General features: G+C 61.4%; 11 protein-coding genes. 3 read left to right on the top strand and 8 right to left on the bottom strand.

Annotation, left to right across the window (positions count from 1 at the left end):
- Window position 1: 1 nt before the first annotated feature.
- The 3 genes from ACP6KB_RS15110 to ACP6KB_RS15100 all read right to left on the bottom strand — a co-directional run bounded on the left by ACP6KB_RS15110 (window position 2) and on the right by ACP6KB_RS15100 (window position 2,496).
- Entirely contained in the window at window positions 2-1,150 is a 1,149-nt protein-coding gene (locus ACP6KB_RS15110) for a M14 family metallopeptidase (protein WP_442107790.1), read from the bottom strand.
- A gap of 48 nt (window positions 1,151-1,198) precedes the next feature.
- Entirely contained in the window at window positions 1,199-1,711 is a 513-nt protein-coding gene (locus ACP6KB_RS15105) for a DUF4880 domain-containing protein (protein WP_442107788.1), read from the bottom strand.
- Between the two features lie 452 nt (window positions 1,712-2,163).
- Window positions 2,164-2,496: a DUF6124 family protein gene (locus ACP6KB_RS15100; protein WP_442107786.1), complete on the bottom strand. Its 333-nt coding sequence runs from the start codon at window positions 2,494-2,496 to the stop codon at window positions 2,164-2,166.
- A 164-nt stretch (window positions 2,497-2,660) separates the two neighbouring features.
- Here ACP6KB_RS15100 and ACP6KB_RS15095 point away from each other — a divergent pair, with 164 nt between their 5' ends.
- Window positions 2,661-3,284 carry a S24 family peptidase gene (locus ACP6KB_RS15095; RefSeq protein ID WP_442107784.1) on the top strand — a complete coding sequence of 208 codons (624 nt, stop codon included), beginning with the start codon at window positions 2,661-2,663 and terminating at the stop codon, window positions 3,282-3,284.
- Window positions 3,285-3,389: 105 nt separating this feature from the next.
- On the opposite strand, the gene ACP6KB_RS15090 is transcribed toward ACP6KB_RS15095, so the two are convergent.
- The 4 genes from ACP6KB_RS15090 to ACP6KB_RS15075 are packed head-to-tail and all read right to left on the bottom strand — an operon-like array spanning window position 3,390 to window position 8,953.
- Window positions 3,390-5,345 carry an acetyl/propionyl/methylcrotonyl-CoA carboxylase subunit alpha gene (locus ACP6KB_RS15090; RefSeq protein WP_442107782.1) on the bottom strand — a complete coding sequence of 652 codons (1,956 nt, stop codon included), beginning with the start codon at window positions 5,343-5,345 and terminating at the stop codon, window positions 3,390-3,392.
- Window positions 5,342-6,160, bottom strand: coding sequence for a gamma-carboxygeranoyl-CoA hydratase (locus ACP6KB_RS15085; RefSeq protein WP_442107780.1), 819 nt, complete (start codon window positions 6,158-6,160; stop codon window positions 5,342-5,344). The genes ACP6KB_RS15090 and ACP6KB_RS15085 overlap by 4 nt, the downstream gene beginning before the upstream one ends.
- 2 nt (window positions 6,161-6,162) lie before the next feature.
- On the bottom strand, window positions 6,163-7,770 hold the full coding sequence (locus ACP6KB_RS15080; RefSeq protein WP_442107778.1) for a carboxyl transferase domain-containing protein: 1,608 nt from the start codon (window positions 7,768-7,770) through the stop codon (window positions 6,163-6,165).
- 19 nt (window positions 7,771-7,789) lie between these two features.
- Complete coding sequence (locus tag ACP6KB_RS15075) at window positions 7,790-8,953, bottom strand: isovaleryl-CoA dehydrogenase (RefSeq protein WP_442107776.1); 1,164 nt, start codon at window positions 8,951-8,953, stop codon at window positions 7,790-7,792.
- A gap of 235 nt (window positions 8,954-9,188) precedes the next feature.
- On the opposite strand from ACP6KB_RS15075, the gene ACP6KB_RS15070 reads away from it, so the two are divergent.
- A complete protein-coding gene (locus ACP6KB_RS15070) occupies window positions 9,189-10,862 on the top strand; it encodes an AMP-binding protein (protein WP_442107774.1) in 1,674 nt (557 codons plus the stop codon).
- Between the two features lie 87 nt (window positions 10,863-10,949).
- Here ACP6KB_RS15070 and ACP6KB_RS15065 read toward each other — a convergent pair whose 3' ends face one another.
- Entirely contained in the window at window positions 10,950-11,117 is a 168-nt protein-coding gene (locus tag ACP6KB_RS15065; RefSeq protein ID WP_442107772.1) for a hypothetical protein, read from the bottom strand.
- A gap of 143 nt (window positions 11,118-11,260) precedes the next feature.
- Here ACP6KB_RS15065 and ACP6KB_RS15060 point away from each other — a divergent pair, with 143 nt between their 5' ends.
- Window positions 11,261-13,285, top strand: a complete 2,025-nt coding sequence (locus ACP6KB_RS15060; RefSeq protein WP_442107770.1) for an alpha-1,4-glucan--maltose-1-phosphate maltosyltransferase — start codon at window positions 11,261-11,263, stop codon at window positions 13,283-13,285.
- The last annotated feature ends 13 nt before the right edge of the window (window positions 13,286-13,298 follow it).

The raw sequence follows: 13,298 nt of genomic DNA, 5'->3' as shown, positions 1-13,298 counted from the left end.
CCTAACGCAGGCGCGGGATCATCTGCCCGATGACATCCAGCACGGCATGCGCCAGCGCTTGCGAGCGTTGGCCATTCCAGCCGGTGACCGGGTTGGGTGCATCGTTGTGGTCCTTGAACGGCATCTCCAGGGTCAGTGACAGGCACTCATAAGCCTGACCGACACTGTTGGCCCCCAGGGTCAGGTTGGCCTGGCCCGGGGCCGAGCGTGGGTAGCCGTGAACCTGCTGGAAGTCGGCCGTGCGTGCGCACAGGCTGTCGCGGAAGGTTTTTTCCAGCTCGGCCAGGCGCGGGGTGAAGCCGGGGTTGCCTTCGCAGCCTGCGGTGAACACATGAGGAATTTCCTCGTCGCCATGCACGTCGAGGAACAGGTCGACACCGTGCTGTTTCATTTGCACCTGGGCAAACAGTACTTCCGGACTTTTCTCGGTGCTTGCGTTCTGCCAGGCACGGTTGAGGTCCTGGCCCGCCGCATTGGTACGCAGGTGGCCGCGTAGCGCGCCATCGGGGTTCATGTTGGGGATCAGGTACAGGTCGGCCTCCTGCAGCAGGGCCTGCACGCCAGCGTCATTGCTTTGCAGACGGTTGATCACGCCTTCCATGAACCACTCGGCCATGTGTTCGCCGGGGTGCTGCTGGGCAATGATCCAGATCTTGCGTTTGCCGTCGGCACCGTCACCGGCGCGCAGCAACGGGATGTCGCGGCCTTCGACACTGCGCCCGGTGGCCAGCAGGGTGACGCCAGGCAGGCTGCGGGCGCGCTCGATCAGTTGATTGTGGCGGGCGCGGGGGTAGGGTTCGAAGTAGGCGAACCAGGCCTGTGGTTGCTCAGCGTCGAGGGCAAAGCTCAGGGCCTTGCCGTCAAACGCGGTAGGCACACGAAACCACTGCTGTTGATCGTACGACGCTACCGCCTGATAACCCGTCCAGGCTTCGTTGTAAGACGACTGACCGGCATTCTCCAGAACAAAGCTGTGGCGCTGGCCTGGGGTCAGGCCGCTGGCTTTGAAGTGAAACCACTGAAAATGATCGCTGTGCGTATCAGGCCGAATCGCCAGCAGTGTGCGGCGTGGGTCACTGGCGTCATTGATCAGGATATTGCCGGAATCGAAATCGCAGTCGATGTGCAAAGGGGGCAGCGTCACACTCATCACCAGGCTCCTGTAGAGTTGTTGTGACCCTCACTCTACACGTCTGGCTCAGGACCAGAAACCGATCGCTGCCAGTGCTGCCATGACAAGCCCGATGGCTACCGAGCAGCCGCCGACCGACAATGCCGCGCCGGCCTGACGGTACCAGGCGTCGTGGCCCAGTTGCCGGGCCGGCGCCAACAGCGTGCGCCAGCGCAGTTCGGTGGCGTGGAATGCTTCACGATGCTCGGGCGCGGCGTCCAGCCAGCGACGAAAGTCGATGCGCTCGCTGGCGGTAACCTGCGGGCTTTGCAAGCGTACATACCACTGGCCAGCGCGACTGGCCAAGGCGTCATGCGTTGGGCGTACGCTCTGCAGGGCCTGGTTCATGTGGCGCTCTATGGACAGTGCGGGCAGGTCCAGGCGTTTGGCGATGTCAGCAAAGCTCAGTTGGTCAAGGCGGCTGAGGAGGAACACTTGTTGTACACGGCGTGGCAGCTTTTTCAGTTGCTCCAGCATGGCGTCGTCGGCCAGGTCTTGCGTGTGCGGGTGATGCTCAAGGGGCAGCAACAGACGGGTCATGTACAAGCTCCTTGCTGAAGAGAGGGAAGAGGGGGCATCGTCCGTGACGCAGCACTAGATTAATCGTAACGAGATTGATTCTCAAGTGCTAATTCTGCAAAGCAGCGTACGCGGCTTCACCATGCGACATTCCTTTGCTATCATCGCGGCCATTCAAGCAACACCCGCCTTCATTAGCCTGAAGAGCCAAAAAAAAGACCCGGCAAAAAGCCGGGTCAAAAACCGTGATTAGCCTGATGAGGAGATAATCTGAGAGTCCGACCTAAGGGCTTTCAGCTTATCCAACCAGTCTCGCGACCAGTTGTGAGCAATAATAATCGTTATCATTTGCAAGTCAAATGATTTTTTCTCCCATTCCGTAAAAAACTTTTACCGAATGCGCCCCCTCGTTCAACCAACGGCTCTGCTGCCGTTGTTGCAGCGACATTCACGCTTATCTCCCACGCAGTAAATTAACTTCGCGGATCAGTGGCGGGCAGGTGTTCGAGCACCGCTTTGGCCATGTTGATCATGTGCACCACCGTCAACGCCAGGTCGCGCTGCATGCCCTGCAAGCCACTGGCCGACTCTTGTGCCGTGGCTGCGGCGCAGCGCAGTAGCTGGGTTGCATGTTCGGTGGCCTGGGCGTCGTCGAGGCCTTCGCGCGGCACCAGCCAGCAGTCTGCTAGCGGCTCGGTGGGCGGGCTGGGGTTCAAGTAGAAATCCAGTGCGCGCCGGGCGGCATCGCTGCTGCTCAGCGATTCGTTGTCCAGGGGGATGTCCTTTTCAGAGGTGGGGTGTCTCATGCGGCTACCTGCCTTGTGGGTGAACAATTTAGCGTCGTGCGCGATATTAATACGTTTTGTAGTTGCTACTAATCTTTAAATACTACAATTTGTGTATTGAGCGCCGAAGGGCAGTCCGTATCGTGCCAGCGATGGATAATTGGACTGATCTGGTTAAAACCAGAATGCGTGAACTGAAGATCACGCAGGAAAACCTCGCCGAACGAATCGGCGTCACTCAAGGCGCCGTAGGCCATTGGCTGCGCGGCGGTCGTGAGCCCAAACTGCGGGTGCTCAACCAGATTCTGGTGGAAGTGGGGTTCCCGCCACTGCGCATGGTCTATCCGCATCAACTGCGCGAAGACAGCGCGGCGTATGGTGACAGTGCCTTCCCCGGAGCGGTAACCGGTGCTGACGGCCAGCGGTACGAATTGTATTTTCGCTATCCGATTCTGCGCTGGGACAGCCTCGATGAAACCCCGGCAGACGCCGGCGACTGCCAGTCAAGCGACCATGCGGCGTTGGGGCGGGGCTTCTGGTTGCGGGTGGAAAGCGACGCGATGACCGCGCCGGTGGGCTTGAGTGTGCCGCAAGGTATGCTGATTCTGGTCGATACCGGCCAAAGCGCGGCGCCGGGCAAGCTGCTGATTGCCCGCGCATCCGACAGCAGCGCGGTGGTGTTTCGGCAATTGATCGAAGAGGGTGGTCAGCGCTATCTCAAGCCGCTGAACCCGACCTATCCCAAGGCGTTGTTCACCGAGCAGACGCAAGTGCTCGGTATCGTCGTACAAGTGCTGTTGAAACTGTAGGAGCGGGCTTGCCCCGCGAGGCGATGTGACAGAAAGATCGCTATCGCGGGGCAAGCCCGCTCCCACAGGTGGTGCAAGACAGTTGCCACCCGGAATTACCCGGTCCTACGCCTCTTCCAGCTCCACCAACACGGTCCCTTCGCTGACCATCTCACCTTCCTGGCAAAACAGCGCCTTGACGGTCCCGGCCTGTGCTGCACGGATGCTGTGTTCCATCTTCATGGCTTCGAGCACCACCAGCGCGGTACCTGCTTCAACCTGTTGGCCTGGCTCTACCAGCACTCGCACGATGCTGCCGTTCATAGGCGCGCTGAGGCCGCCCTGATGACTGTGGCTGGCATCGGCTTCGGCAATCGGGTCGTAGGCGGTTACGGCGTGCAGCTCGCCTTGCCACTGCAGGTACAGCGTATTGTCGCGGCGGATCGCCAGGTGGCGCTGACGCATACCCTCGGCATCAACCTGCAACTGCTCGCCGACCAGGGTGAACGGCGAGGCGCTGGCGCGCACCAGGCTCAGGGCCTGATTCTGGCCCTCGCAGTTCAGGTGCAGGCTGATCTGCGCAGGTACCCCGGCACGGAAACCGTTGGTAGCAGCCCACGGTGAATGGCGGTCATCCTGGCGTGCTGTCAGCGGCTGGCTCTGGATGAATGCCTCACCCGCCGCCTGCCAGAACAGCGCAGACAACGGCTGCGCAGGCGGCAGCAATTGTTCCTGGTAACGCGGAATGAAGCCGGTATCCAGCTCAGCGTCGGCAAAGGCCGGGTGCGCGAGGATGCGGCGCAGGAAGGCAATGTTGGTCTTCAAACCGCCAATGGCGAATTCGTCGAGCATGGCCAGCAAGCGCAGGCGAGCCTGTTCGCGGGTTTCTCCCCAGGCAATCAGTTTGCCGAGCATCGGGTCGTAGAACGGCGAAATGCTGTCGCCCTCACTGACCCCGCTGTCGACCCGGCGTCCTTCACCGGGGGCCGACTCGCGGTACAGCGCAAGATGTCCGGTCGCTGGCAGGAAGTCGTTGGCGGGGTCTTCGGCATACAGGCGCACTTCAATGGCATGGCCGTTGAGCGGCACCTGGTCCTGGGTGATCGGCAAGCGCTCACCGCACGCCACGCGGATCTGCCAGGCCACCAGGTCAAGGCCGGTGATGGCTTCGGTAACCGGGTGTTCAACTTGCAGGCGGGTGTTCATCTCCATGAAGAAGAATTCGCCACGTGCGTCGAGCAGGAACTCCACGGTGCCCGCACCGACATAACCGATGGCTTGGGCAGCCTTGACCGCCGCCTCACCCATGGCTTGGCGTTGGGCGCTGCTCAGGCCCGGGGCAGGGGCCTCTTCAACGACTTTCTGGTGACGGCGCTGGATCGAGCAGTCGCGTTCGTTGAGGTACAGGCAGTTGCCGTGTTGGTCGGCGAACACCTGAATCTCGACGTGGCGTGGCTTGAGTACGTACTTTTCCACCAGCATCCGCGCATCGCCGAACGACGACTGTGCTTCACGCTGGGCCGAGGCCAGGGCTTCGGCCAGCTGGCTTTCGCTTTCCACGACCTTCATGCCTTTGCCGCCACCGCCAGCGGTGGCTTTGAGCAGCACCGGGTAGCCAATGCGCTCGGCGGCAGCGCGGAAAGTTTCCAGGTCTTGGGCTTCGCCGTGGTAACCGGGCACCAACGGTACTCCGGCGGTTTCCATCAAGGCTTTGGCCGCCGATTTGCTGCCCATGGCGTCGATGGCGCTGGCCGGTGGGCCGAGGAAAATCAGCCCGGCCTGTTCGATGGCGCGGGCAAAACCGGCGTTTTCCGAGAGAAAGCCATAGCCCGGGTGAATCGCCTGGGCGCCGCTGGCTTTGGCTGCTGCCAGCAGTTTGTCGATGTCCAGGTAGCTTTCAGCGGCTTTGGCGCCGCCCAGGTCAACACGGATGTCGGCTTCGCGGCTGTGCCGGGCATCACGGTCGATGGCGCTGTGCACGGCAACGGTGGTCAGACCCAGGGCTTTGGCTGTGCGCATGACGCGGCAGGCAATTTCGCCACGGTTGGCAACCAGCAGGGTGGTCAACGGGGTGCGGGTCATGAGCGCGGCTCCTTGTTCGACGGTTCGGCCTGCCAGGCCGGGCTGCGTTTTTCCAGAAAAGCGCGCAAACCTTCCTGTCCCTCGGGGCTGACACGGATGCGGGCGATGGCGTTCTCGCAATAGCGGCGCAACGCTGGGGTCAGCTCACCGTGACCCACTTCGCGCAGCAGCTCTTTGCTGGCACGCATGGCTTGGGGGCTGTTGAGTAGCAGGTTGGAAATCCACTGTTCGAGCGCCTGTTCAAGCTCGGCGGCCGGATAGGCCTCTGCCAGCAGGCCCAGCTCGCGGGCACGCTCGCCACTGAAGCGTTCGGCGGTGATTGCATAGCGCCGTGCCGCGCGCTCGCCCATGGCCTGGACCACGAACGGGCTGATCACCGCAGGGGCCAAGCCAATACGCACTTCCGACAGACACAGCTGCGCGTCAGTGGTGCCGATGGCCATGTCGCAGCAACTGATCAGACCCAGCGCACCGCCGAAGGCTGCACCCTGAACCACCGCCAGGGTCGGCACCTTGAGCTTGGCCAGGTTGTACATCAGTTCGGCCAGCTCGCGGGAATCGTCGAGGTTGCTGTTGTAATCCAGTGCCGCAGACTGCTGCATCCAGGCCAGGTCGGCGCCAGCGCTGAAGTGCCGGCCACGGCCACGCAGCAAGACAAAGCGCAGGCTGCTGTCGGCACCGATCTGGTCGATGGCCAGGATCAGCTCGCGGATCATCTGGGCGTTGAAGGCGTTGTTCTTGTCTTCCCGGCTCAGCCACAGGGTGGCGAAACCACGGGGGTCCTTGATCAGCTCAAGGGTAGTGAAGTCGCTCATGGTCACATCCGGAAAATGCCGAAACGGCTTTGTTCAATCGGTGCGTTGAGGGCCGCAGACAGCGCCAGGCCAAGAACCTCGCGGGTTTGCGCCGGGTCGATGACGCCGTCGTCCCACAGGCGGGCGCTGGAGTAGTAGGGGTGGCCCTGGTGTTCGTACTGGTCGAGGATCGGTTGTTTGAGCCGCGCTTCGTCTTCGGCGCTGAACGGATGGCCGCTGCGCTCGCTTTGCTCGCGCTTGACCTGAGCCAGTACACCGGCTGCCTGCTCGGCACCCATCACACCGATCCGCGCGTTCGGCCACATCCACAGGAAACGTGGGTCGTAGGCGCGGCCACACATACCGTAGTTGCCAGCGCCGAAGCTGCCGCCGATGATCACCGTGAACTTTGGTACCTGGGCGCAGGCCACGGCGGTCACCAGCTTGGCGCCATGCTTGGCGATGCCGCCAGCCTCGTATTTCTGCCCGACCATGAAACCGGTAATGTTCTGCAGGAACAGCAACGGAATACCGCGCTGACAAGCCAGCTCAATGAAGTGCGCACCTTTTTGCGCAGCTTCGGCGAACAGAATGCCATTGTTGGCCAGGATCGCGATCGGATAACCGTGCAGGTGGGCGAAGCCGCACACCAGGGTGGTACCGAACAGCGCTTTGAATTCATCGAACACCGAACCGTCTACCAGACGGGCGATGACTTCACGCACATCGAACGGTTGCTTGGCATCTGCAGGCACCACGCCGTACAGCTCTTGCGCGTCGTACAGGGGCGCAATCGGGGTTTGCTGGGCCAGCTTGCCCTGCTTGTGCCAGTTGAGGTTGGCCACGCAGCGCCGGGCGATGGCCAGGGCATGCTCGTCGTTGTCGGCGTAATGGTCGGCAACGCCACTGGTTTTGCAGTGTACATCGGCGCCGCCAAGGTCTTCGGCGCTCACCACTTCACCGGTCGCGGCTTTGACCAGCGGCGGGCCGGCGAGGAAAATGGTGGCTTGCTGACGGACCATGATCGCTTCATCGGCCATGGCTGGCACATAGGCGCCGCCAGCGGTGCACGAGCCCATGACCACGGCGATCTGGGCAATGCCCAGTGCACTCATGTTGGCCTGATTGAAGAAAATCCGGCCGAAATGCTCGCGGTCCGGGAACACTTCATCCTGGCGTGGCAGGTTGGCACCGCCGGAGTCCACCAGGTACACGCAAGGCAGACGATTCTGCAGGGCGATGGCCTGGGCACGCAGGTGCTTTTTCACCGTCAGCGGGTAGTACGAGCCGCCTTTGACCGTGGCGTCGTTGGCCACGATCATGCATTCAACGCCTTCGATCCGGCCGATGCCGGCAATCACGCCCGCCGCCGGTACGTCTTCGCCATACACCTCATGGGCCGCCAGTTGGCCGATCTCCAGGAAGGGTGAGCCGGGATCCAGCAGGCGGTCGATGCGCTCGCGCGGCAGCAGCTTGCCGCGCGACGTGTGGCGCTCCTGAGCCTTGTGGCCACCGCCCTCATGGACCTTGGCCAGCAAGGTGCGCAGGGCCTGGACCTGTTCGAGCATGGCCGCGCTGTTGCTGGAAAATTCGCCCGAGCGCGGGTTGATCTGGGTGTGCAGGATAGCCATGGGCGCCTAGTCCTTTTGCTCAGCGGGTTTCATTGAACAGTTCACGGCCGATCAGCATCCGGCGGATTTCGCTGGTGCCAGCACCGATCTCGTAGAGCTTGGCGTCACGCAGCAAACGGCCAGCCGGGAACTCGTTGATGTAACCGTTGCCACCCAGGATCTGGATCGCTTCCAGGGCCATCTGGGTTGCACGCTCAGCGGTGTAGAGGATCACGCCAGCGGCGTCTTTGCGGGTGGTTTCCGCGCGGTCACAGGCCTGGGCCACGGCGTACAGGTAGGCGCGGCTGGCGTTGAGCTGGGTGTACATGTCGGCAATTTTGCCCTGGATCAGCTGGAACTCGCCGATGCTCTGGCCGAACTGCTTGCGGTCGTGAATATAAGGCACCACCAGGTCCATACAGGCCTGCATGATCCCGGTCGGGCCGCCCGAGAGCACCACGCGCTCGTAGTCCAGGCCGCTCATCAGTACCTTTACGCCACCGTTGAGCACGCCGAGGATGTTCTCCTTGGGTACTTCAACGTTGTCGAAGAACAGCTCGCAGGTGTTGGAGCCGCGCATGCCCAGCTTGTCGAACTTGTTGCTGCGGCTGAAGCCTTTCCAGTCACGCTCGACGATAAACGCGGTAATACCGTGCGGGCCCTTGTCCAGGTCGGTTTTGGCGTAGATCACATAGGTGTTGGCGTCGGGGCCGTTGGTGATCCAGGTCTTGCTGCCGTTGAGGACGAAGTGGTCGCCGCGTTGTTCGGCGCGCAGCTTCATCGATACCACGTCGGAACCGGCGTTCGGCTCGCTCATGGCCAGGGCGCCGATGTGTTCGCCGCTGATCAACTTGGGCAGGTACTTGGCTTTCTGTTCGGCGTTGCCGTTGCGGTTGATCTGATTGACGCAGAGGTTGGAGTGGGCGCCGTAGGAGAGGGCGACCGAAGCGGAACCCCGGCTGATTTCTTCCATGGCCACCACGTGAGCCAGGTAGCCCAGGCCGCTGCCACCGTATTCTTCGCTGACGGTAATGCCGAGCAAACCCATTTCGCCGAACTTGCGCCACATATCGGCGGGGAACAGGTTGTCCTGGTCGATCTGTGCGGCGCGCGGTGCCAGCTCTGCAGCAACAAACGACTGTACCTGGTCACGAAGCATGTCGATGGTTTCGCCCAGGGCGAAGTTCAGGGTTGGATAATGCATGCGGGCACCTTCTTTGATTGTTCTTGGAGTTATTCGCGGGGCAAGCCCGCTCCTACAGTTGTGTGTGGTTCCTGTGGGAGCGGGCTTGCCCCGCGATCAGCTATCACCTTTACGTTAACGTAAACCTGAGACAATGAACTGTCAATCGCATCATGACCTTTACGTTAACGTAAATATGCGCCAGAGTAAGACCCGCTTGAATCAGCTCCCAGAACAACCACAACAAGGGATCGCCATGAATCAACCGAGTTATACCCAAGGGCGTCAAGACAAGCCCTTGCTGGCCATGACCATTGGCCAGGCGTTTGACAACACCGTGTCGCGCTTCGCCGAACGCGAGGCACTGGTCGTGCGTCACCAGCAACTACGCTACAGCTGGCAGCAATTAGCTGACAGTGTAGATCGCCACGCCAGGGCGCTGATGGCGCTTGGTCTGAAGACCGGCGACCGTCTGGGCATCTGGGCGCCGAACTGCGCGCAGTGGTGCATCACCCAGTTTGCCACCGCCAAGATCGGCGTGATCCTGGTCAACATCAACCCGGCGTACCGCACCAGCGAACTTGAATATGTGCTCAAACAGTCCGGCTGCCAGTGGCTGGTCTGCGCCGGGGCGTTCAAGTCGTCCGATTACCACGCCATGCTGGCAGAACTGCTGCCAAGTCTTGCCGAACAGCAGCCAGGGCAGGTCAGCGGTGAACGTCTGCCTGATCTGCGTGGCCTGATCAGCCTGGATGACGCACCACCGGCGGGATTCCTACCTTGGGCACAGCTGTCGGCGTTGGCCGAGCAGACCTCGCTGGCCGACTATCAGGCACGTCAGCACAGCCTGCAGTTCGATCAGCCGGTGAACATCCAGTACACCTCCGGCACCACCGGCTTCCCCAAGGGCGCGACCCTCAGCCATTACAACATCCTCAACAATGGCTACATGGTGGGCGAAAGCCTGGGCCTGAGCGAGCAGGACCGCATGGTGATCCCGGTGCCGCTGTACCATTGCTTCGGCATGGTCATGGGTAACCTGGGCTGTGTGACCCACGGCAGCACCATGATCTACCCCAACGACGCCTTCGACCCGTTGCTGACCCTGGACACGGTCGCGCAAGAGCAGGCCACGGCACTGTATGGGGTGCCGACTATGTTCATCGCCATGCTCGACCATCCGCAGCGCGGCGAATTCGACCTGAGCAGCCTGCGCACCGGCATCATGGCCGGCGCCACGTGCCCGATCGAAGTCATGCGCCGGGTCATCGACCAGATGCACATGAGCGAAGTGCAGATTGCCTACGGCATGACCGAAACCAGCCCGGTGTCACTGCAAACCGGCCCGGAAGACGAGCTGGAACTGCGCGTAACGACCGTTGGGCGCACGCAGCCACAACTGGAAAGCAAGATTGTCGATGAACACGGCTGCGTCGTACCGCGCGGGCAGATCGGTGAACTGTGCACCCGTGGTTACAGTGTGATGCTCGGCTATTGGGGCAACCCCGACGCCACGCACGAAACCATCGACCCGGCAGGCTGGATGCACACCGGCGACCTGGCGACCATGGACGAGGCGGGCTATGTCTGCATCGCCGGGCGTAACAAGGACATGATCATTCGCGGTGGCGAGAACATCTATCCGCGCGAGCTGGAGGAGTTCTTCTTCACGCACCCGGCGGTGGCTGATGTCCAGGTCATCGGCATTCCGGATGAGCGCTACGGTGAAGAAATCGTTGCCTGGATCAAGTTCCATCCCGGGCACAACGCCAGCGAGATCGAACTGCAGCAGTGGTGCAAAAGCCGCATTGCCCACTTCAAAACCCCACGGCATTTCCGCTTTGTCGATGAATTTCCGATGACCGTCACTGGCAAGGTGCAGAAATTCCGCATGCGCGAAATCAGCATCGAAGAGCTGAGTAACCGCTAATTCGCGCGGCTCTGTGTAGGAACGGGCTTGCCCCGCGATAGCGGACCATCGGTCACATCGCAGCGCGGGGCAAGCCCGCTCCTACCCTCAGCGCCCAGCCTTCAACGGCGGCTCCTCCACCGGCGGGTCACCCACACTGGGTGGCTGTGTCGGCTTGATCGGCAGTTCATCGGGATCTTCCTCCGGCACCGCAGGCGGCAGTGTCGGGTCGTCTATATTCGGATCGGGTGTTTCAGCCGGAATAGGTATGTTCATAGCCTGACCTCGCAATGGGGATCTGCATGAGCGGACTTCGTGCATTTGGACTGCACAGCGCCTCAATCGCTCATTTTTTTTGAACCCCACGCCACAGGCTCGCTCTGAACTCTTACTGCCACCTCGTAACGGAGCAAGGATCGATGACCCGCGATGAGCCCTTCGAAACCGACCGCGTCGCCCCGGCAAACGATCACCCCGACCAGGCCGTGAGCCTCTCTCAGGCCTTGCTGGAGCCGCGGATCGTGATCGAGAACACGCAACCCGTGCTCGATGGCGGCCTGTTTGCGGTCAAGGCGGTGGTCAACGAGAAGGTCCAGGTCAGCAGCAAGGTGTACTGCGATGGCCACGACACCCTGGCGGTCATGCTCAATTGGCGTCAGGCCGCGAGCCGGCGCTGGCATTGCGTGCCGATGAGCTTTGCTGGTAATGACCTGTGGCAGGCGCCGTTCAGTGTCACGGAGCAGGGGCGTTACCTGTTCAGCATCGAGGCCTGGATCGACCCGTTTGCCACCTTTTGCCACGACCTGGAGAAAAAGTTCAGCGCCGGGCTGGCCGTGGAGCTGGAGCTGCAAGAAGGGTTGCTGCTGCTCGAACAGAGTATCCAGCGTAGTCACGGCCTGTTGCGTGAACAGCTACAGGCGCTGCACCAGGCGCTGCCGGGCCTGGCATCTGAGGCGCAGGTCGCGCGGCTGCTGCAGGCAGAAACGGCGCTGCTGATGCGCGAGGCCGATCATCGTACCTATCTGAGCCGCAGCCCCGAATACCCGTTGGATGTCGAACGCCAGCAGGCGCTGTTCGCCAGTTGGTATGAGTTGTTTCCGCGCTCGATCACCGATGATCCCCAGCGCCATGGCACGTTCAACGATGTCCATGAGCGCTTGCCGATGATCCGCGATATGGGCTTTGACGTGCTGTACTTTCCGCCGATTCATCCGATCGGCATGCGTTACCGTAAAGGCCGCAACAATGCCCTGCAGGCCGAAGCCGATGACCCGGGCAGCCCTTACGCCATTGGCAGCGAGGCGGGCGGTCACGACGCGATTCACCCGCAACTGGGCAGTCGCGAGGATTTTCGCCGCCTGGTGGCCGCGGCTGCCGAACATGGCCTGGAGATCGCCCTGGACTTCGCCATCCAGTGTTCCCAGGATCACCCCTGGCTCGAGGAGCATCCCGGCTGGTTCTCCTGGCGCCCGGACGGCAGCATTCGTTATGCGGAAAACCCACCGAAGAAGTACCAGGACATCGTCAACGTCGACTTCTATGCCGCCGAGGCGGTGCCGTCGCTGTGGCTGGCGCTGCGTGATGTGGTGCTGGGCTGGGTGCAGGAAGGGGTGAAAACCTTTCGCGTCGACAATCCGCACACCAAGCCGCTGCCATTCTGGCACTGGTTGATTGCCAATGTGCGCAGTCAGTACCCGGAGGTGATCTTTCTCGCTGAAGCCTTTACTAAACCGGCGATGATGGCGCGCTTGGGCAAGGTCGGTTACTCCCAGAGCTACAGCTATTTCACCTGGCGTAACACCAAGTCCGAGCTGCAAAGCTATTTCGAAGAGCTCAATCAACCCCCGTGGTGCTATTGCTACCGGCCGAATTTCTTCGTCAATACCCCGGACATCAACCCGTTTTTCCTGCATGAATCCGGTCGCGCCGGTTTTCTCATCCGTGCAGCCCTGGCCACCATGGGCTCGGGTTTATGGGGGATGTATTCGGGCTTCGAGCTGTGTGAGGCAACGCCGATACCGGGCAAGGAAGAGTACCTGGACTCGGAAAAATACGAGATCCGCCCGCGTGATTTCAGCCAGCCCGGCAACATCATCGCCGAGATCGCCCAGCTCAACCGCATCCGTCGTCAGAACCGGGCGCTGCAGACGCACCTGGGGGTGGCGTTCTATCACGCCTGGAACGACAACATTGTGTACTTCGGCAAGCGCACTGCCGAGCGCGACAACTTCATTCTGATTGCCATCAGCCTTGACCCACACAACGCCCAGGAGGCGCATTTCGAGTTACCGCTATGGGAACTCGGCCTGGATGACAACGCCGATACCCTGGGTGAAGACCTGATGACCGGCCACCGCTGGACCTGGCACGGCAAAACCCAATGGATGCGCATCGAACCCTGGCACTTGCCGTTTGCTATCTGGCGTATCGAAAAAGCCCTCTAGAAAGGAGTCGACC

It is taken from the genome of Pseudomonas sp. NUPR-001 (assembly GCF_052147955.1).
GTDB lineage: Bacteria > Pseudomonadota > Gammaproteobacteria > Pseudomonadales > Pseudomonadaceae > Aquipseudomonas.
This window is presented reverse-complemented; position numbering and strand designations above follow the sequence as displayed.

Coding starts and splice junctions, on each gene's coding strand:
- ACP6KB_RS15100 (WP_442107786.1), bottom strand. CDS start 2,496: ATGAGACACCCCACCTCTGAAAAGGACATCCCCCTGGACAACGAATCG.
- ACP6KB_RS15110 (WP_442107790.1), bottom strand. CDS start 1,150: ATGAGTGTGACGCTGCCCCCTTTGCACATCGACTGCGATTTCGATTCC.
- ACP6KB_RS15070 (WP_442107774.1), top strand. CDS start 9,189: ATGAATCAACCGAGTTATACCCAAGGGCGTCAAGACAAGCCCTTGCTG.
- ACP6KB_RS15075 (WP_442107776.1), bottom strand. CDS start 8,953: ATGCATTATCCAACCCTGAACTTCGCCCTGGGCGAAACCATCGACATG.
- ACP6KB_RS15060 (WP_442107770.1), top strand. CDS start 11,261: ATGACCCGCGATGAGCCCTTCGAAACCGACCGCGTCGCCCCGGCAAAC.
- ACP6KB_RS15090 (WP_442107782.1), bottom strand. CDS start 5,345: ATGACCCGCACCCCGTTGACCACCCTGCTGGTTGCCAACCGTGGCGAA.
- ACP6KB_RS15080 (WP_442107778.1), bottom strand. CDS start 7,770: ATGGCTATCCTGCACACCCAGATCAACCCGCGCTCGGGCGAATTTTCC.
- ACP6KB_RS15065 (WP_442107772.1), bottom strand. CDS start 11,117: ATGAACATACCTATTCCGGCTGAAACACCCGATCCGAATATAGACGAC.
- ACP6KB_RS15095 (WP_442107784.1), top strand. CDS start 2,661: ATGCGTGAACTGAAGATCACGCAGGAAAACCTCGCCGAACGAATCGGC.
- ACP6KB_RS15085 (WP_442107780.1), bottom strand. CDS start 6,160: ATGAGCGACTTCACTACCCTTGAGCTGATCAAGGACCCCCGTGGTTTC.
- ACP6KB_RS15105 (WP_442107788.1), bottom strand. CDS start 1,711: ATGACCCGTCTGTTGCTGCCCCTTGAGCATCACCCGCACACGCAAGAC.